Source organism: Mesorhizobium sp. M2A.F.Ca.ET.042.01.1.1 (assembly GCF_003997405.1).
GTDB lineage: Bacteria > Pseudomonadota > Alphaproteobacteria > Rhizobiales > Rhizobiaceae > Mesorhizobium.
Map to the genome: position 1 here is coordinate 1 of NZ_RZRX01000126.1, position 17,729 is coordinate 17,729.

The 17,729-nt window shown below is 64.6% G+C and carries 15 protein-coding genes; 5 read left to right on the plus strand and 10 right to left on the minus strand.

Going from position 1 to position 17,729, the window contains the following annotated elements; translation table 11 throughout:
* Positions 1-278, minus strand: a 278-nt coding sequence (locus tag EOA23_RS19490; RefSeq protein ID WP_245474262.1) for an RT0821/Lpp0805 family surface protein, incomplete at its 3' end; no start/stop codon positions are given.
* A 40-nt stretch (positions 279-318) separates the two neighbouring features.
* Here EOA23_RS19490 and pdxH point away from each other — a divergent pair.
* Positions 319-936, plus strand: coding sequence for a pyridoxamine 5'-phosphate oxidase (pdxH, locus tag EOA23_RS19495; RefSeq protein WP_126062237.1), 618 nt, complete (start codon positions 319-321; stop codon positions 934-936).
* Positions 937-951: 15 nt separating this feature from the next.
* Here the strand turns inward: pdxH and EOA23_RS19500 are convergent, their stop codons facing one another.
* The 8 genes from EOA23_RS19500 to EOA23_RS19535 all read right to left on the minus strand — a co-directional run bounded on the left by EOA23_RS19500 (position 952) and on the right by EOA23_RS19535 (position 10,564).
* A complete protein-coding gene (locus tag EOA23_RS19500) occupies positions 952-1,704 on the minus strand; it encodes a crotonase/enoyl-CoA hydratase family protein (protein WP_127305349.1) in 753 nt (250 codons plus the stop codon).
* Positions 1,705-1,730: 26 nt separating this feature from the next.
* Entirely contained in the window at positions 1,731-3,500 is a 1,770-nt protein-coding gene (locus EOA23_RS19505; protein ID WP_127305350.1) for an acyl-CoA dehydrogenase family protein, read from the minus strand.
* 198 nt (positions 3,501-3,698) lie between these two features.
* Positions 3,699-5,306: an FGGY-family carbohydrate kinase gene (locus EOA23_RS19510; protein WP_127305351.1), complete on the minus strand. Its 1,608-nt coding sequence runs from the start codon at positions 5,304-5,306 to the stop codon at positions 3,699-3,701.
* A 107-nt stretch (positions 5,307-5,413) separates the two neighbouring features.
* Positions 5,414-6,142: an SDR family oxidoreductase gene (locus tag EOA23_RS19515; RefSeq protein ID WP_127305352.1), complete on the minus strand. Its 729-nt coding sequence runs from the start codon at positions 6,140-6,142 to the stop codon at positions 5,414-5,416.
* Positions 6,143-6,166: 24 nt separating this feature from the next.
* Positions 6,167-7,417 (minus strand): sugar ABC transporter permease, encoded by a 1,251-nt coding sequence (locus EOA23_RS19520; RefSeq protein WP_127305353.1) that lies wholly within the window; start codon positions 7,415-7,417, stop codon positions 6,167-6,169.
* On the minus strand, positions 7,414-8,244 hold the full coding sequence (locus EOA23_RS19525; protein ID WP_126062243.1) for an ATP-binding cassette domain-containing protein: 831 nt from the start codon (positions 8,242-8,244) through the stop codon (positions 7,414-7,416). Before EOA23_RS19525 ends, EOA23_RS19520 begins: the two co-directional genes overlap by 4 nt.
* A gap of 67 nt (positions 8,245-8,311) precedes the next feature.
* A complete protein-coding gene (locus EOA23_RS19530; RefSeq protein WP_127305354.1) occupies positions 8,312-9,394 on the minus strand; it encodes a sugar ABC transporter substrate-binding protein in 1,083 nt (360 codons plus the stop codon).
* Positions 9,395-9,679: 285 nt separating this feature from the next.
* Positions 9,680-10,564 carry an AraC family transcriptional regulator gene (locus EOA23_RS19535; RefSeq protein ID WP_042641694.1) on the minus strand — a complete coding sequence of 295 codons (885 nt, stop codon included), beginning with the start codon at positions 10,562-10,564 and terminating at the stop codon, positions 9,680-9,682.
* A 261-nt stretch (positions 10,565-10,825) separates the two neighbouring features.
* Between EOA23_RS19535 and EOA23_RS19540 the strand changes: the two genes are divergently transcribed.
* Positions 10,826-11,977 carry a glycoside hydrolase family 25 protein gene (locus EOA23_RS19540; protein ID WP_245474263.1) on the plus strand — a complete coding sequence of 384 codons (1,152 nt, stop codon included), beginning with the start codon at positions 10,826-10,828 and terminating at the stop codon, positions 11,975-11,977.
* Between the two features lie 10 nt (positions 11,978-11,987).
* Here EOA23_RS19540 and EOA23_RS19545 read toward each other — a convergent pair whose 3' ends face one another.
* Positions 11,988-12,830, minus strand: coding sequence for an AraC family transcriptional regulator (locus EOA23_RS19545; RefSeq protein WP_126062246.1), 843 nt, complete (start codon positions 12,828-12,830; stop codon positions 11,988-11,990).
* A gap of 247 nt (positions 12,831-13,077) precedes the next feature.
* Here EOA23_RS19545 and EOA23_RS19550 point away from each other — a divergent pair, with 247 nt between their 5' ends.
* The 3 genes from EOA23_RS19550 to EOA23_RS19560 form a co-directional block, all read left to right on the plus strand.
* Complete coding sequence (locus EOA23_RS19550) at positions 13,078-14,544, plus strand: alpha-glucosidase/alpha-galactosidase (RefSeq protein WP_127305356.1); 1,467 nt, start codon at positions 13,078-13,080, stop codon at positions 14,542-14,544.
* Between the two features lie 99 nt (positions 14,545-14,643).
* Positions 14,644-16,728: an ABC transporter substrate-binding protein gene (locus tag EOA23_RS19555; protein WP_127305357.1), complete on the plus strand. Its 2,085-nt coding sequence runs from the start codon at positions 14,644-14,646 to the stop codon at positions 16,726-16,728.
* Between the two features lie 112 nt (positions 16,729-16,840).
* On the plus strand, positions 16,841-17,729 hold an 889-nt coding region (locus EOA23_RS19560), incomplete at its 3' end, for an ABC transporter permease (RefSeq protein ID WP_145966443.1).

The window sequence follows — 17,729 nt, forward strand, 5'->3', positions numbered from 1 at the left end:
GGCACCGTCTGGCCGCCAAGCTCCTTGATATCGGCGGAAGAGACCGCGTTGCCGATGGTGGTCTGGTCGGAGTCCTGGTCGGAGGCAGCCGGCGCGGTTGGCGAAGTCGGCGCGCTGGCGGTAATGATCGAGCGGTCGACCTCGGCCTTTTGCAGGCTGAACCCGCCGGCGCCGCAGGCGGCAAGGGGAAGCGCCAAGGTCAGCAGCGCAGCCTTGGCACTGGCCGAAGCGATAACGCTCCATTGCCCGCTGTCAAAAGCTTGCGCGATACGCGACAATCGGCCAACTCCTCCCGCAATGTTAAAAATTTGGAAAACTATGAACGAAACCGAGTTAACAAGCAGTGACTTCACCGAAGCGGCGGAGCCGTTCCGGCTCTTTGCCGCATGGCTGGAGGACGCCACGAAGAGCGAGCCCAACGATCCCAACGGCGTCGCTCTGGCGACCGTCGACGCCGACGGCATGCCGGATGTGCGGATGGTGCTGCTCAAGGGCTTCGACGAAAAAGGCTTTGTCTTCTACACGAATTTCGAGAGCGCCAAGGGCCGCGAGATTCTTGGCAGCATGAAGGCGGCGATGTGCTTCCACTGGAAGTCGCTGCGCCGCCAGGTGCGGGTGCGCGGGCCAGTGACGATCGTCAGCGACGCCGAGGCCGACGCCTATTATGCCACGCGCCCGCGCGGCAGCCGCATCGGCGCCTGGGCCTCAAAGCAGTCGCGGCCGCTGGAGAGCCGCTTCGCGCTGGAGAAGGCGGTGGCCGAATACACGGCGCGCTACGCCATCGGCGAGATCCCGCGGCCAAAACATTGGTCGGGTTTCCGCATCGTGCCGCAGACGATCGAGTTCTGGCACGACAGGCCGTTCCGCCTGCATGACCGTGTCGTGTTTTCACGCAACGCCGCCGGCGGCTGGGACAAGACCAGGCTTTATCCCTGAGGGCGGGCGACGCGTTCAGCTCTTCTTGCGCGTCATGAAAGCGGTGAGCGCGGCGCGCGCCTCGTCGGATGTCAGGCGCTCGCGGAAATGCTCGGCTTCGACCTTGATGCGGGCGACGAGCGCTTCGCGCGGCTCGCACATCAGGTCACGCGCGATCTTCAGCGCCTGCGGCGGCTTGGCGGCGATGCCGTCGGCGGCGGCCAGCACCGTGCTTTCCAACGCCTCTTCAGCGACGACGTCGTAGATCAGTCCAGCGGCCTTGGCGCGCTCGGCCGAAAAGCCCTCGCCGAGGCCAAGCAGCGCGAAGGCGCCCTGCCGTCCCAGCAGCTGCGGCGCGATCAGGCTGGAGCCGGCTTCCGGCACCAGGCCGAGATCGACGAAGGGCGTACGGAACAGCGTGCGCGGCGTGGCGAAGGTCAGGTCGCAATGCAGGTTGAGCGTGGTGCCTATGCCGACGGCGATGCCGTCGACGCCCGATACCATCGGCTTCTCAGACTCCGCCAGCGCCATCAGGAAATCCCACACCTCGTTGCCGCCCTCGCCGCCGGTGGCGATGACCAGGAAATCGGCGAGATCGTTGCCGGCGGAGAACGCGCCCGGAACGCCGAGGAAGACATGGACACGGACCGCCGGATCGGCGTCGCCTTCGGTGAGCGCCGCCGACATTTTCGCGTACATGGCGCGCGTCAGCGCGTTCTTCTTGTCCGGGCGGTTGATGCGGATGATCTGCACGGCGCCCTGGCGCTCGACGAGGATATGGTCTGTCACGGTTGGTCCTTTGAGCGTCGGGGTGCTTAGGCTGAAATCAGCGCCTTGCCGGCGGCGGCGAGGCTTTCGGCGCCGTCGATGACGCGCTCCTTCAAGGCGCGCGTCTCGCCGAGCAGGTTTTCGGCGAAGAAGCGGCAAAGCGCGATGCGGCTGCGGTCTGCCAGGCCACTCTGCGCCAGATAGGCGCCGCCCGCGGCGAGCGAGATCAGGCGCAGATAGGGCGTGGCGCCGGCCATCGCGGCGTCGGCCTCGCCGTCGGCAAGCAGTTTCTGCAGGAAGCGCGTCGCTTCGTCGAGATCGGCCAGCGCGCGGTCAAGATTGTCGGCGGTGCGGCCGAAGCCTTCGATATTGGAGGTGCGCACGGCGTCCGCCACCGCTTTCAGTTCGCTGATGTAACCATGCACACGCTCGCCGCCGCCGAGCGGCAGCTTTCTCGAGACAAGGTCGATCGCCTGGATGCCGTTGGTGCCTTCATAGATCGGCGCGATGCGCGCGTCGCGATAAAGCGCGGCAGCGCCCGTCTCCTCGATGAAGCCCATGCCGCCATGAACCTGGACACCCAGGGAGGCGACCTCGACGCCGACATCGGTGGAGAAGGCTTTGGCGAGCGGCGTCAGCAGGCTGGCGCGGTCATGCCATTTCGCTCCTGCCTCGCCCTCGCCGACGCGGGCGCGGTCGAGCGCATGGGCACAGGAATAGCTGATCGAGCGCGCGATCTGGGTCAGCGCCCGCATGGTGAGGAGATTGCGCTGCACGTCCGGATGATGGACGATCGGCGCCATGCCGGAGCCCGCATAGGCGGAAGCCTTGCCCTGGCGGCGCTCATTGGCATAGGCGATCGCCTTCTGCGTCGCGGTCTCGGCGACGGCTACGCCCTGCATGCCGACAGCGAGGCGCGCGTTGTTCATCATGGTGAACATGCAGGCGAGCCCCTTGTTCTCCTCGCCGATCAGCCAGCCGATGGCGCCGGGCTGGGCACCCTGAAAACCGTCGCCATAGATCATCGTGCAGGTCGGCGAAGCATGGATGCCGAGCTTGTGCTCGAGGCCGGAACAGAAGACGTCGTTGCGGGCGCCAAGCGAGCCATCGTCATTGACGAAGAATTTCGGCACCAGAAACAGCGAGATGCCGCGCGTGCCGGCCGGCGCGTCGGGCAATCGCGCCAGCACCAGATGCACGATGTTGTCGGTGAAATCGTGCTCGCCATAGGTGATGAAGATCTTCTGGCCGAAGATGCGGTAGGTGCCGTCGCCAACCGGCTCGGCGCGGCTGCGCAGGGCCGCGAGGTCCGAGCCCGCCTGCGGTTCGGTCAGGTTCATCGTGCCCATCCACTCGCCAGAGACGAGCTTTGCGAGATATTTGGCCTTGAGTTCCTCCGAGGCGTGTTTGTCGAGCGCCTCGACCGCGCCCATGGTCAGCGTTGGGCCGATGCCGAAGGCCATGGCGGCGGAGTTCCACATTTCGAGCGCGGCGACGCCGAGCATGGTCGGCAGGCCCTGGCCGCCGTACTCCTCCGGCCCCGACAGCGCGTTCCAGCCGCCGTCGATCCAGCGCCGGTAAAGCTCCTTCCAGCCGGGCGGCGTGGTGACGACCGCATCCTTCAGCACCGCGCCATGCTCGTCGCCGATCTTGTAGAGCGGAGCCACCTCCTCGCTGGCGAAGCGGCCGGCTTCGGCCAGGATCGCGTCGACCAAGTCCTCGCCGAGGTCACCGAAAATGCCGGCGTCCAGCGCCGGCTTCAGCCCCGCCACGTGCTTGAGCGTAAAGGCGATGTCCTCGACCGGTGCGCGATACATGTCTCATCCTCCTCCGACCCAGCCAACCGTAACGCATGGCCGAAGCGAAACCATGCGTCGATTTCGCACCTTCTTTTTACGTAAACGTCAAACTTTGTCACGCGGATTTTGCAGAGACCTCGTCATGCGCGGGCGGAGCGGGACCCGGCGCCCGATCCGTTCGAGGTTCGGGCGCTGTTTAGGGGGCTGATCGAACCATCAGCGTAGGCTGCGGCCCACCGCCTGCAGTGCCAAGAAGGCTTCGTAACGCTTGTCGTGCCAAGTGCGGATGTCGCCCGACGCAGGTGTAAAAATGTCGCCAAGCCGTGACATGGCAGGCATGGCGCTCGACAGGTCGGGGTAACGCCCAGCCGCGACCGCTCCGAGCATGGCGGCGCCCAGGAGCACTGGCTCGGCTGATTGCGACGCGGCGACCGGCAAGCCGGCGGCGTCGGCAAGCAGCTGGCGCACGAGCGGCGACTGCCCGGCGCCACCGCTGATGACGATTGTGTCGACGACAAGGCCGGACGACGCCATCGCTGCCACGATCTGGCGCACGCCGTAGCCGAGGCCGCAAAGCCCGGCCACGTAGAGGCCGACGAGGCTGTTGACGGAACGGTCGGTGCCGAGCCCGGCGATCAGGCCGCGCGCATCCGGGTCGGCCAAGGGCGAACGATTGCCGAGGAATTCGGGCACGACATGGATGCTTCCCGCGAGCGTGGCGGCGGCGGATAAATCAAGCGAAGCCTCCGTAGCGGCCGCGGCCAGCCAGTCGACCAGCGATTTGCCTTCCGCAGCCGCGCGCGCGGCGGCCTCGGCTGCGGCAGGGTGGAAATGCACCAGCAGATCGATGGCCGCGCCGGCCGCCGACTGGCCGCCCTCGCTCAGCCAGAACCCCGGCACCATGGCGGAGTAATAGGGCCCCCATACGCCCGGAACGAAGGCCGGACCTTGGCTGCTCGCCATTGTGCAGGCCGAAGTGCCGAGCACATAGGCCATGCGCGAGGCGATGGTGCCGGCATCGCCGGAAGCACCCACGGTACCGACGCCGCCGGCATGGGCGTCGATCAGCCCGGCGGCGACGATCGTGCCCGCGACCAGCCCCAGTTCGGTCGCGGCCGCTTCCGTCAGGCCGGCGCCCACCGCCGTGCCGGGATCGACCACTTCGGTCCCGATGCGGGCAAATCCTTCATCCGCAAGATCGCCGAGCCCGACGGAATAAAAATAGCTGTCGTCCCAGCGCCGCTCATGGCCGAGATAGGTCCATTTACAGGCAAGGGTGCAGACCGAACGGGCGAGGCTGCCGGTGGCGCGCCAGGTCAGGTGGTCGGCAAGGTCGAAGAAATGCCGCGCCTTGGCAAAAGTCGCGGGCAGGTTCTCCTTCAGCCACAGGAGCTTCGGCGTCTCCATTTCCGGCGAGATGACGCCACCGACGTAGTCGAGGACGGGATGCCGGAGGGCATTGATGCGCCTGGTCTGGTCGAGGGCGCGATGGTCCATCCAGACGATGATGTTTCTGTCGCTGTCTCCGGACCGGCCCACAGGCAGCGGCTCGCCATCGTCGCCGACCACCACCAGCGAACAGGTCGCGTCGAAGCCTATGCCGCCGATGTCTCTGGGATCGACGCCAGCCTTCTCGACCGCCTCGCGCACGCTGGCGCACACCGCCTGCCAGATGTCGCGGCTGGATTGTTCGGCGATCTCGCCAGGCTCGACGAAGAGCGCGATGTCGCGCTTGGCGGAATCGAGCAGCTCGCCGCGCTCGTCAAAGACGCCGGCGCGCGCACTGCCGGTGCCGACATCGATGCCGAGGAAGTGGGAAGGCATTGGGGACCTCAAGGTGGGGGAGTAGGGGAGCAGGAAGATTGTCAGGCGTGAGCGGTCGGTCGCAATGGCAGAGCTTTTTACCTACTCCCCTACTCCCCTACCCTCTCTCACAAATCATTGCTCTGCGGCAGGATCACTAGATCGCGAATTGTGATGTTCCTCGGCCGCGTCAGCATGAACAGGACGGCTTCCGCGACCTCGACAGGCTGCATCAGCCCGCCGGCCGCCAGCTCGTCTTCCAGCTTCTGCTTCGGCCAGTCGCTGATCAGCGCCGTCACCACCGGGCCGGGCGCCACGGCGCCGACGCGCAGGCCGTGCTTGGCGACCTGACGGCGCAGCGTGTGGACGAAGGCCTGGATGGCGTGCTTGGAGGCCGTGTAGACCGGCTCCCAGACGACGGGGACCAGCCCGGCGATCGAGCTGGTGACGATGATGTCGCCGGTCTTGCGTCCGACCATGTGCGGCAGCACCGCGTGCACCGAGCGGAACACCGAGTTGATGTTGAGGTTCAGCATGCGGTCCCAGGCATCCGGGTCGCCATTGAGGATCTCGCCGCCGACGTAAGCGCCGGCATTGGCGTGGAAGATGTCTAGTTGGCCGGCCCTGTCGAGGATGCCGGGCAGCATGGTCGCCACGCTGGCGGGGTTGGTGAGGTCGACCACCAGCGGGATGGCGCCGTCGCCGAGTTCGGCGACGACCTCCTTCAGCCTGTCTTCAGCGCGGTCAACCAGCACCACGCGGGCGCCGGCGGCAAGCATCGCCCTGGCGCATTCGAGGCCGATGCCCGATGCCGCGCCGGTGACCGCTGCGACTTTTCCCGAAAGATCTTGAGCCATGTGTACCCTTCTCGTTTGAACGGATCAGGCGCGGCCGTGCGAGACACGGGAGCGGCGCGCGAGGGAGTCGACGATCACGGCGATGGCCAAAACGGCACCGGTGATCATGTAGCGGAGCGACGAGGACAGATCGAGCAGCGTCAGCCCGCTGGCGATCGACTGGATGACGATGATGCCGAGCAGCGCCGAATAGGCGCTGCCGCGGCCGCCGAACAGGCTTGTGCCGCCGATGACCGCGGCCGCGATGGCGTTCAAATTCACGTCGCCGGTGCCCGCCTGCTGGCTGGCGGAAGCAAGCCTGGCGGCCGCAAGGACGCCGCCGAGCGCGGCAAAGAGCGAGCACAGCGCGAAGGCGCTGAGATAGATGGCGCGTACCTTGATGCCGGCTCGCCGCGCCGCCTCCCGGTTGCCGCCGACGGCGGTCATCGAACGCCCCCATTTGGTCCTGGTCAGCGCATAGTTCATCGCCACGACGAGTCCGACGAAGAGGCCGAACATCCAGGGGATGCCGCGCGACTGATTGAGGTAGGCGACGATCAGCTCGAGGCCGATGGTAATAGTGGCGACACGCAGGACGAGCCCGGCTACGGACGGCGTCGAGAGATTGGCCGCGCGGCGGCGTGCGACGGTGCGGAGTCCGCTTACCAGCATCGCCAAACCCGGGATCGCGGCAAGCGTATGCGAGACCCATTTCGGCATCACCATCAGCTGGCCGAAATCCACCAAAGCCGAGCCGTAAGGCAGGTTGATCGAGCCGGTGGAGCCGAGGATATAGAGCTGCATGCCGAGCACCGCGAGCAGGCCGGCCAGCGTCGAAACGAAGCTCGGCATGCCGAGCCGATTGAACAGCAGCGCATAGAGCGAGCCGATCAGGGCGCCGAATGCGAGCGCGGCCAGGATTGCCAGCGCGACCGGCCAACCCTGGTTGACCCAGAGCGTGCCGACCATGGCCGAGGCGAAGCCGCTGATCGAGCCGACGGACAGGTCGATCTCGCCGACCATCAGCACGCAGACGATGCCGAGCGCAATGACGCCGACCGTCGAGCAGTCGAACAGGAGGTTGACCAGATTGCTGCTCGACACGAAGACCGGGTTGAGGCTGGTGAAGACCGTCCAGATCACCACGAGACCGACGATGACCGGCAGCGAGCCGAGATCGCCGCTGCGCACGCGATCGAGGAAGGCGCGAACCGCGCCGTCGATGCCTGCCTCATGCTTCAGGCGCGCATCGGCGCGATCGAGCGCCAGGGGAGTCGAATTGCCTTGCTCCGTCATGGACGCGGCTCCCCCGCCTGTGCGCTGTGATCGCGTTCCATGCGCAGGCGCTCGACGCGCCGCGACACCGCGTTGTTCGACGCGCCGGTGATGGCGCTCACCAGGTCCTGGTTCGAGGCATCCGGCTCGAAGACGCCGTTGTTGCGCCCGAGCCTCAGCACCACGATGCGGTCGGCGACGGCGCGGACATCCTCCATGTTGTGGCTGATCATGACGACGCCGAGACCGCGCGCGCGGACGCGGTCGATGAGGTTGAGCACTTCCGCCGTCTGGGCGACTCCGAGCGCGGCGGTCGGCTCGTCGAGCAGGATGAGTTTCGGCTCGAGCAGCAGCGAGCGCGCAATCGCCACCGTCTGGCGCTGGCCGCCGGACAGCGAGGCGACCGCCTCGCGGACGCTCGGAATGCGCGCCGACAATTCGTTGAGCAGCGTCCAGGCACGCATCTCCATCGCCACCTCGTCCAGTCGCAACGGGCTGAGCTCGTTGCCGAGGAAAATGTTGGCGACGACATCGAGGTTCTCGCAGAGCGCGAGATCCTGGAACACCGTGGCAATGCCGAGCGTGAGCGCCGCGCGCGGGTCGGGCAGCGTGACCGACCGGCCGCGGAAATTGATCGTCCCCGAGCTCGGCTGATGAACACCGGCAAGGATCTTGACCAACGTCGACTTTCCGGCGCCATTGTCGCCGACCAAGGCTACGACCTCGCCGGCATGGACGTCGAAATCGATATCGGTCAGTGCCGAGACGGCGCCGAAATTCTTCGATATGCCGCGCAAGCTGAGCACCAGCTCACCGACGGAAGCCGACCCTTCAGGACTTTCGCTCATGCGCCGCCTTTCTTGACAGTCGTTGCCCGGACATCCGGCCGCCGAGGGGCGGCCGGATGCCACTTGATCAGTTGGTGATGCCGAGCTTCTTGCAGCCTTCGGCATAGCGGTCGACGCAGAGCTCGGCGGCCGTGTTGATCTTCTTGTCGATGATCTCGGCCTTGAGGTTCTCCTGCGTCACCACCGCCGGCGTGAAGAGCTGCGAGGGCGTGTCGTATAGCGTCATCTCGGCCTTGGGCGTCTCGCCCGACAACAGCTTGACGGCGACGTTGGCCGCGGCGGCCGCGACGATCTCGCTCGGCTTGGAGATTGTGTTGTACTGGTCGCCGGCGATGATCAGCTGCAAGGCGGCGATCGTCGCGTCGTTGCCGGTCACCGGCGGAACCGGATCGACGCCGGCCGCCTTGAAGGCCGCGATTGCGCCGCCGCCGGTGCCGTCATTGGCCGCGACGACGCCGAGGATCTTGGCGCCGAAACGGGTGATCTGGCCGCTCGCCCACTGCTGGGCCTTCGGCGGCGCCCATTCCGGCGTGTCGAACTCGGCCAGAATCGGATAGCCGCTGTTGTCGAGGCCCTCATGGATGCCCTTCTTGATCAGGCCCGCGGCGGCGTCGGTCGGCGAGCCGTTGATCTGCAGCAGGCCGCCGCCGGCCGGATCGACCTTAAGCGCCTTGAGGTGCTCGACCAGCGAATCGGCGATCGCCTTGCCGATGCCTTCATTGTTGAAGGAGACGTAGAAATCGGCGGGCGCCGTCGGGATGGGCCTGTCATAGGCGATCACCTTGACGTCCTGGCTCTGCGCCAGCTTCACCAGCGAGGCCGCGGCGGTGGAATCGACCGGATCGAGCACGATCGCCTTGGCGCCCTGCGAGATCACCGAATTGAACTGCTGCTGCTGGCGCGCGGCATCGGCATCGGCGTTCTGGTAGATCACCTTGCAGCCCGGGCAGAGCTTCTTCATCTCGGCGACGAAGCCCGGATAGTCGTGTTGCTCGTAGCGGGTCGATGCCTGGTCGGGCATCAGGAAGGCCACTGTTGCATCGGTGACGGTGTCTGCAAACGCTGCCGTGCTGCCGAGCAGCGAGAAGGCGAAAACAGCCGCGATCGTCGATTTCAAGGCAAACGGCGATTTCCAAGCATGTCTGGTCATTCGAATGTCTCCCTTTCGAGAAATGGTTTCACGAGGACCTGCGCGGTGAACGGCGCGCCAGGCCTTGACTGCATGTCTAACTGTTGAAAGGAGTATGATCAGTCGGCTCAGGATCGATCTGATCCTGGTAAGCCGCGCAAACATCCTCCTGAATGCTGGATTTCAGAACAAGCGATCTCCAGCACCGGGTGCCCTGCACCCCGCGTTCTTCCTTCCCTGAATGTCTCTTTGGTCTTGACGCAATTCCTCTCGGAATCGCCTTGAGCTCCTCCCGGTTCCTCCCTGTTAGGCGGCAATCTCCGCGTTGATATTCTCAGCCAGCAAGGCCCGGAAGCGCGAAGGAGACATGCCTTTCTGCGCCAGGAACTGACGGTTGAAATTCGAGATGTTGTTGTACCCGGCGGCGTAGCAGATCTCGGTGATCGACATCTGCGCCTCGCTCATCAAGAGCTGGCAGGCAAGATTGATGCGCAGGCGGTTGACATATTGCACCAGCGCCATGCCGGTGTGCCGGCGGAAGCTGCGCGAGAAGGCGCTTGGGCTGCGCCCGGCGATCTCGGCCAGCGTTCCTTCGCTGAACGGCTCGGTCAGGTGGCAATTGATATAGGCGAGCGCCTGGTTGATGCCTGCCGACATGAAGCCGGAGGGGTCGGGCAGATAGCCGGCGCTGGCCAGCGTGCGGACATCGCCGGCGCGGTTCAAGATATCGAGCACGGCCATGAACAGCGACAGGCGGCGCACGCCCTGCGCCTCGGTCAGCTCCGCCAGCAGGGGCGCCGCAAGTTCGGCCGTCGCCGGCGAGAACAGCGCGCCGCGGCGGCTGGTTTCGAGGATGCCGGCGCAGGCGGCAAGTTCGGGCAAGGCGGCTGAAGCGCTGGCGATGAATTCTTCGGAGAACTGCACGACGCGGCCGCGCAGCGGCACGGTCTCGCCCGGCGGCACGTCGCTGACCCAATTGTGCGGCAGATTCGGCCCGGTAAGCACCAGATTACCCGGCTCGAATTCGCCGATGAAGTCGCCGACGAAATAACGGCCGGTGGTGGCGACGACCAGATGCAGTTCGTATTCGGGGTGGAAGTGCCAGCGAACGGTGCGGAAAGGATAGCCGTGGGCCCAGGCCTTGAACGACTCTCCCTGTCTGATCTGGACGACTTCCAGGTCCGGATTCATGTTCATTTTCCTCCCCGCGCGGGTCCGGTCTTGTGACAGGTTGCTGCGCTTCGTCAGGCGGGCCCGCCTCTTCCCACTGGCCGCCGTTATCGAAAGCTTAGGCGGCAATTGAAGCCCCTGCCACCACGGCTTGTCCACCCGACCGATACTTTTTTGATGTTTTGGAGCGGACGGAAGCAAGCCGATGTTGTGAAAGCAATTCCTTAACCATAGCGGTTCAGGATCGTTCCCTGGTCAGTGGGGACACCCTGATTGAAAAAGCTGGCGCGCCCTCTTCGCCGCCTGGCGTTTCTCGCTGCGGCGGTTGCGCTGGGTACGGCGGCACAGGCCTCGGATTTCTCCGAGCCGTGGAAGAATGCCGCCCGCCCGCTGGTGATCGACGCCTATGAATACAATTCGATCGACTGGCAGCAGCTCGTCACCGACAAGCGCATCGCCGGCTTCATCAACAAGGCGTCCGACGGGCTGCCTCCGCCCTACTTCTGCTTCGGCGCCGAGGCCGACGTCAAACTCTGCAAGGCGCAGTGGAAGCGCTATGCGGTGACGCGCGAGCTATTCCAGACGCGCAAGATCGTGGCCAAGGCGCTCGGCCTGAAATGGGGCGCCTATCACCTGGCGCGGCCCGGCAACCCGATCGAGCAGGCCAATAATTTCATCGATTTCGCGGAACCGGCCCCGGATGAGCTGATGGCTCTCGACATCGAAGGCATCGATCCGACGCAATGGATGTCGCTGGAGGACGCCGAGGAATTCGTGCGCCAGGTGCATCGCCGCGTCGGCCGCTTCCCGGTGCTCTATGTCAACGGCAAGACGGCCCAGTACATCGCCGACAACCGTTACCAGTATCGACTGCTGTCGCGGCTGCCGCTCTGGTATGCGCGCTACAAGCCCGACATCGACGTGCATTTCCCGATGGGCAACTGGCAGGGCTATGCGCTGTGGCAATTCTCGGCGCAGGCCAATTGCGGCCGTTTCCGCTGCCCCTACCGCGTACCTGGCACGCCCAACGACATCGATGTCAGCGTCGCGCCGATGAGCGCCGACCAATTGCGCCAGCAATGGGCGTTTGGCGGTTTGCTCGACGTGCCGACTGACTATCTCGCTTCGATCCCGGTGCCGCTCTCGCGCGAAAAGGCGCTCGCCGGCAAGGTCACCATCACCTATGCCGATGTGGCGACACCACCGACCGTCGAGGAAATGGTCGCGGTGCTCGGCGCGCGCTGGGAAAAATTCCGCGACGGCTTCCGCATGCCGGTGGTGAAGACCGTGCCGCAGCGCCCGAGCTTCGGCATCGTGCAATATGTCGCCTGGAAGCGGACCGAGCAGCGCACACCCGAGCAGGTCGACGCGGCCTTTGCCGCCGCCGATCCGGTCAAGACCGCTTCGACCGCTCTGGACCGTAGGCAGCACTGAATCCCAAGCATCAGCGATGGTTGCCGAGGCTCGCATACATGCCGGTGGTGCGGAACTGCGTCGGCGTGATGCCGTAGAAACGGCGGAAGACCTTCGAGAAATAGTTCGCATCCTCGAAGCCGCAGAGCACAGCCACTTCCTTGACCGGCAGGAAATCGGCCTTGGTGAGCAGCTTGGCCGCGCGCTGCAGGCGCTGCTGCAGCACGAACTCGGCAGGCGGCAATCCTTCGCTCTCGGCAAAGCAGCGCGAGAAATGGGCGCGGCTGAGGCCGCTGATCCCGACCAGCTCCGCCACCGGCAGTGGCTTGTCGAGATTGGCGTTGATGTGATCGATGACCGGCTGCATGGCGCTTTGCTTCTCGGCGAAGGCATGCGAGCCGAAGACATCGTCGTAGAGCGCCATCGCCGCCTCATAGGCGATCGCGGAGGCCGCACCAGGCGAACCCGCTCCCTTGATGAGGCGCAGGCTGCAATCGGCAAGGTGATCGACGGTCGCCGGCTGCAGCCGGAACACCGGGCCGGAGACGCTGAGAATCGACTTGTGGATGCGCAGCGCCTCCTCACCGTTCATGGAGATCCAGAAGTATTCCCAGCGATCGCCCTGCCCCAGCCAGTAGCGATGATTGTGCGGCACCAGAACCAGCAGCGTGTCGTTGGCCTGCAGACGGTAGTTGCGGTTCTCGTAGCGCAGCTGACCGGTGCCGCTGATCGTGTGCTGGAGCACCGTGAACGGGGTCTGGCCACGCTTTCTCCCGTCCCAGTCATAGGTTTCGTCCTCGCGCACCTCGTAGCCGGTGCTTGTCGGCATGGCATGCAGCCGCTGGCGCCCGCGCGGCAGCGAGATCGTCCGCATCAGCTCTCCATTGGCGATCAGGTCATGCAGCACAAAATTACCCTCGAAAGCATAATCCTTCTCTGGCGGTGCCCGCCAATAAGGGCATAATCCGGCCCTCAAGAACGGGAATGACCCGCGGTCGAGGAGCGGGCGGGAGGAGAAAGAGCCGGGTTTCCGGCTTTGAGCGGTGCGTGCGCAACGGCGCGCGACCCTGTCCTCCCTTGCTGCTCCTTGCCTAGCATTCGATTGGATCGAGGTGAAGGTGATGAGCTTCAAAATCGCTATTATCGGCGCCGGCAGCGTCGGCTTCACCAAGAAGCTGTTCACCGACATTCTGTGCGTGCCTGAATTCCAGGACATCGAATTCGCGCTGACCGACATCAGCGAGCACAATCTCGGGATGATCAAGGCGATCCTCGACCGGATCGTCGAGTCGAACAGACTGCCGACCAAAGTGACGGCGACGACCAACCGCCGCGAGGCGCTGGAGGGCGCGCGCTACATCATCAGCTGCGTGCGCGTCGGCGGGCTGGAGGCCTATGCCGACGACATCCGCATCCCGCTGAAATATGGCATCGACCAGTGCGTCGGCGACACGATCTGCGCCGGCGGCATCCTCTACGGCCAGCGCAACATTCCAGTGATCCTCGACTTCTGCAAAGACATCCGCGAGGTCGCCGCGACCGGCGCGAAATTCCTCAACTATGCCAACCCGATGGCGATGAACACCTGGGCGGCGATCGAATATGGCAAGGTCGACACGGTCGGGCTCTGCCACGGCGTGCAGCACGGCGCCGCCCAGATCGCCGAAGTGCTCGGCGCGAAGTCGCCCAGAGAACTTGACTATGTCTGCTCCGGCATCAACCACCAGACCTGGTTCATCGAGCTCAAGCTGAACGGCCGGCAGATCGGCAAGGACGAGCTGGTCGCCGCCTTCGAGGCGCATCCGGTCTATTCGAAGCAGGAAAAGCTCAGGATCGACGTGTTGAAGCGCTTCGGCGTCTATTCGACCGAAAGCAACGGGCATCTCTCCGAATACCTCCCCTGGTACCGCAAGCGCCCCGACGAGATCACGCGCTGGATCGACATGTCGGACTGGATCCATGGCGAGACGGGAGGGTATCTCCGCTACTCGACCGAAACCCGCAACTGGTTCGAGACGGAATATCCGCAGTTCCTCGAAGCGGCGTCGAAGCCGATCGATCCGTCAAAACGCTCCAACGAGCATGCCAGCCACATTCTCGAGGCGCTGGAGACCAACCGCGTCTATCGCGGTCACTTCAACGTCCGGAATAATGGCGTGATCACCAACCTGCCGCAGGACGCCATCATCGAGTCGCCCGGCTTCGTCGACCGTTTCGGCATCAACATGGCGGCCGGCATCACGCTGCCGGAAGCCTGTGCGGCAACCTGCATGGCCTCGATCAACGTGCAGCGCATGTCGGTGCATGCGGCCATTTCCGGCGACATCGACCTGTTGAAGCTCGCCGTGCTGCACGATCCGCTGGTGGGTGCGGTGTCGACGCCGGAAGAGGTCTGGCAGATGGTGGACGAGATGGTGGTCGCTGAAGCCGCATGGCTGCCGCAATATGCGCACGCCGTTCCGGCGGCGAAGGAGCGGCTTTCGAAAGCACACGTCAAGACCCGCGAATGGGCGGGTGCCGCGCGGCGCAACGTGCGCTCGATCGAGGAACTACGCGCCGAAAAGGCGGCTCTGAAACAGGCCGGCTGAGGCCTAAAGGCGAGCAGGCCGGGTCGCAGGAGGCAGCTCGGCAAGAAATTCACAAGAGGCGGGCAGCAGCAGACGTCCAAAAACATCTGGGAGGAGATCATGAGGACTTTTCGTAGAACTGCCATTGCCGCCGGGCTGATGCTCGGCGTTTCAGTCCATGCGCTCAACGCCTTCGCTTCCGAGCCGACGATCCCGCCGCAGCCTGCGACATTCCCGGCCGAGGGCAAGATCCACTATGTGGCGCGCGACTCCATCCTGGAGTTCAAGGCGCTGCCCGAATATCACGAGCCGGACTGGGTGACCGAGAAATATGTCAAGACCGGCAAGCTGCCGCCGGTCAAGGACAGGCTGCCGAAGGAACCGCTGGTCTTCAAGACGGCCAACATGCCGGACGGCATCGGCGTCTATGGCGACACGATGCGCCATGTCATCGGCGGCCGGCCGGAAGGCTGGAACTACGGCGCCGGCCAAACGCAAGGCTGGGGCGGTATCGACATCGGGCTGTCCGAATGCCTGACGCGCACGGCGCCGCTGTTCCAGGTCGAGGCCAAGGACACCGAGCCGCTGCCCAACCTCGCCAAGAGCTGGGACTGGTCGAGCGACGGCCACAAGCTGACCATGCATCTGATCGAAGGCGCCAAATGGTCCGACGGCGCGCCCTTCAATGCCGACGACGTGATGTTCTACTGGGACGACGAGGTGGTCGATCCGAACGTCTCGCCGCTGAACGGCGCCACGCCGGAAACCTTCGGCGTCGGCACGACGCTGAAGAAGATCGATGACTACACTGTCGAATGGACGTTCAAGGAGGCGTTCCCGCGGCAATATCTCTATGCCATGGCCTATGGCACTTTCTGCCCTGGCCCCTCGCACATCCTCAAGCCGCAGCACCCGAAATATTCGAAGAACACCTATGACCAGTTCAAGAACGCCTTCCCGCCGGAATATATGAACATGCCGGTGATGGGCGCCTGGGTGCCGGTCGAATACCGGCCGGACGACATCATCGTCATGCGCCGCAATCCCTACTATTGGAAGGTCGACGAGAAGGGCAACCAGCTGCCTTATCTCAACGAGCTGCACTACAAGCTCTCGACCTGGGCCGACCGCGACGTGCAGGCTGTTGCTGGCTCGGGCGACTTCTCCAACCTCGAGCAGCCGGAGAACTTCGTCGCCTCGCTGAAGCGCGCGGCCGATAAGAACGCGCCGGCACGCCTCGCCTTCGGCCCGCGTCTCATCGGCTACAATCTGCGCATGAATTTTTCCGCCAATGGCTGGGGCAACCCGGACGAACGCGGCCAGGCGATCCGCGAGCTGAACCGCAACGAGGACTTCCGCAAGGCCGTCACCATGGCGCTCGACCGCAAGGCGCTGGGCGACTCGCTGGTCAAGGGTCCGTTCACCGCCATCTATCCGGGCGGCTTCTCCTCCGGCACCAGCTTCTATGACCGCAAGTCGACAGTCTACTATCCCTACGACCTAGAAGGCGCAAAGGCATTGCTCGCCAAGGCCGGTCTCAAGGATACGGATGGCGACGGCATCGCGAACTTCCCGGCCGGCACGGCAGGCGGCAAGGATGTCGAGATCGTGATGCTGGTCAACAACGACTACACGACCGACAAGAGCCTTGCCGAAGGCGTGGTCGCGCAGATGGAGAAGCTCGGCCTCCGGGTCGTGCTCAATGGGCTCAACGGCACGCAGCGCGATGCGACACAATATTCCGGCCGCTTCGACTGGCTAATCCGGCGAAACGAGACCGAGCTCACCTCCGTCGTTCAAAACACCGAGCAGCTGGCGCCGGTCGGCCCGAAGACAAGTTGGAACCATCGCGCGCCGGAAAGCGGCCAGGTCGACCTGATGCCATTCGAGAAGGATCTCGTCGACATCGTCAACAAGTTCGTGTCGACGCAGGACAACGACCAGCGTGCCGAGCTGATGCGAAAGTTCCAGAAGATCTCGACCGAGCATGTCTACAATGTCGGCCTCACGGAATATCCGGGCGCGCTCATCATCAACAAGCGCTTCTCCAACATTCCGCAGGGCACGCCGATCTACATGTTCAACTGGGCCGAGGATTCGATCATCCGCGAGCGTGTGTTCGTCAAGGCGGACAAGCAGGCAAAATACGAATTGTTCCCCAACGAACTGCCCGGCAAGCCTGGCGATAAGGGACCGATGGATTAAGCTTTACCTCCCCTGACGAAGAGATGTCCGGCCGCGTTGCGGCGCGGCCGGACAAAGCAAATCCTCCAAACGCATCGAATGCGTGACCGGCCAGAAAGGAAGCAGACCGTCCATGTTGCGATTCCTGCTCATGCGCATCGCCTCGGCCGTTCCCGTCCTCGGCATTCTGAGCCTGGTCACCTTCGCCATCATCCAGGCGCCGCCTGGCGATTACGCCGACTACATCAAATCGCAGCTGATCAACCAGGGCGGGGCCTCCTATGCGCAGGCAGAGGCGCAGGCACAGGCCTATCGCGTCGAGCACGGCCTGGATAAGCCGTTGCCCGTCCAGTATCTCAACTGGATCGGCGGCATCATCACGCGCGGCGATTTCGGCTACAGCCTCTACTACAACAAGCCGGTGGCCGATGTGGTGGGCGAACGCCTGCCGCGCACGCTGCTGCTTGCGCTGGTCTGCCACCTGCTGGCCTCGGTGCTCGGCATCACCTTCGGCATATGGGCGGCGACAAGGCAGTATAGCTGGATCGACTCCACGCTCTCGGCGATCTCGTTCCTCGGGATGACGGTGCCGCGCTTCCTGATGGCGCTGATCATCGTCTATCTGCTGGTCTTCCAGTTCAACGTCTCGGAGATCGGCTCGTTGTTCTCGCCGCAATATGGCGGCGCGCCATGGTCGTGGGCGAAGTTCGTCGACCTGGTCAAGCATGTCTGGCCGGTGGTGGCGATCGCGACCTTCGGCGGGCTCGCCTACAACATGCGCGTCATGCGCGGCAACCTGCTCGACACCTTGAACATGCAGTATGTCGAGACGGCGAAGGCCAAGGGCCTGACCGGCGGCGCGGTCGTCATGCGGCATGCCGTGCCCAATGCGCTGCATCCGCTGGTCATGTATCAGGGCGTGGTGCTGCCCTATATGCTGACCGGCGAGATCGAGACGGCGATCATCTTCGCGCTGCCGACCGTCGGACCGGCCATCGAACCGACGATGGCCGGTCCGACGG

What these genes read in the sequence shown, in the direction of transcription:
- EOA23_RS19515 (WP_127305352.1), bottom strand. Translation starts at nt 6,142, where the DNA reads ATGGCTCAAGATCTTTCGGGAAAAGTCGCAGCGGTCACCGGCGCGGCA.
- EOA23_RS19555 (WP_127305357.1), top strand. Translation starts at nt 14,644, where the DNA reads ATGAGGACTTTTCGTAGAACTGCCATTGCCGCCGGGCTGATGCTCGGC.
- EOA23_RS19535 (WP_042641694.1), bottom strand. Translation starts at nt 10,564, where the DNA reads ATGAATCCGGACCTGGAAGTCGTCCAGATCAGACAGGGAGAGTCGTTC.
- EOA23_RS19505 (WP_127305350.1), bottom strand. Translation starts at nt 3,500, where the DNA reads ATGTATCGCGCACCGGTCGAGGACATCGCCTTTACGCTCAAGCACGTG.
- EOA23_RS19525 (WP_126062243.1), bottom strand. Translation starts at nt 8,244, where the DNA reads ATGAGCGAAAGTCCTGAAGGGTCGGCTTCCGTCGGTGAGCTGGTGCTC.
- EOA23_RS19550 (WP_127305356.1), top strand. Translation starts at nt 13,078, where the DNA reads ATGAGCTTCAAAATCGCTATTATCGGCGCCGGCAGCGTCGGCTTCACC.
- EOA23_RS19520 (WP_127305353.1), bottom strand. Translation starts at nt 7,417, where the DNA reads ATGACGGAGCAAGGCAATTCGACTCCCCTGGCGCTCGATCGCGCCGAT.
- EOA23_RS19530 (WP_127305354.1), bottom strand. Translation starts at nt 9,394, where the DNA reads ATGACCAGACATGCTTGGAAATCGCCGTTTGCCTTGAAATCGACGATC.
- EOA23_RS19510 (WP_127305351.1), bottom strand. Translation starts at nt 5,306, where the DNA reads ATGCCTTCCCACTTCCTCGGCATCGATGTCGGCACCGGCAGTGCGCGC.
- EOA23_RS19545 (WP_126062246.1), bottom strand. Translation starts at nt 12,830, where the DNA reads ATGCGGACGATCTCGCTGCCGCGCGGGCGCCAGCGGCTGCATGCCATG.
- pdxH (WP_126062237.1), top strand. Translation starts at nt 319, where the DNA reads ATGAACGAAACCGAGTTAACAAGCAGTGACTTCACCGAAGCGGCGGAG.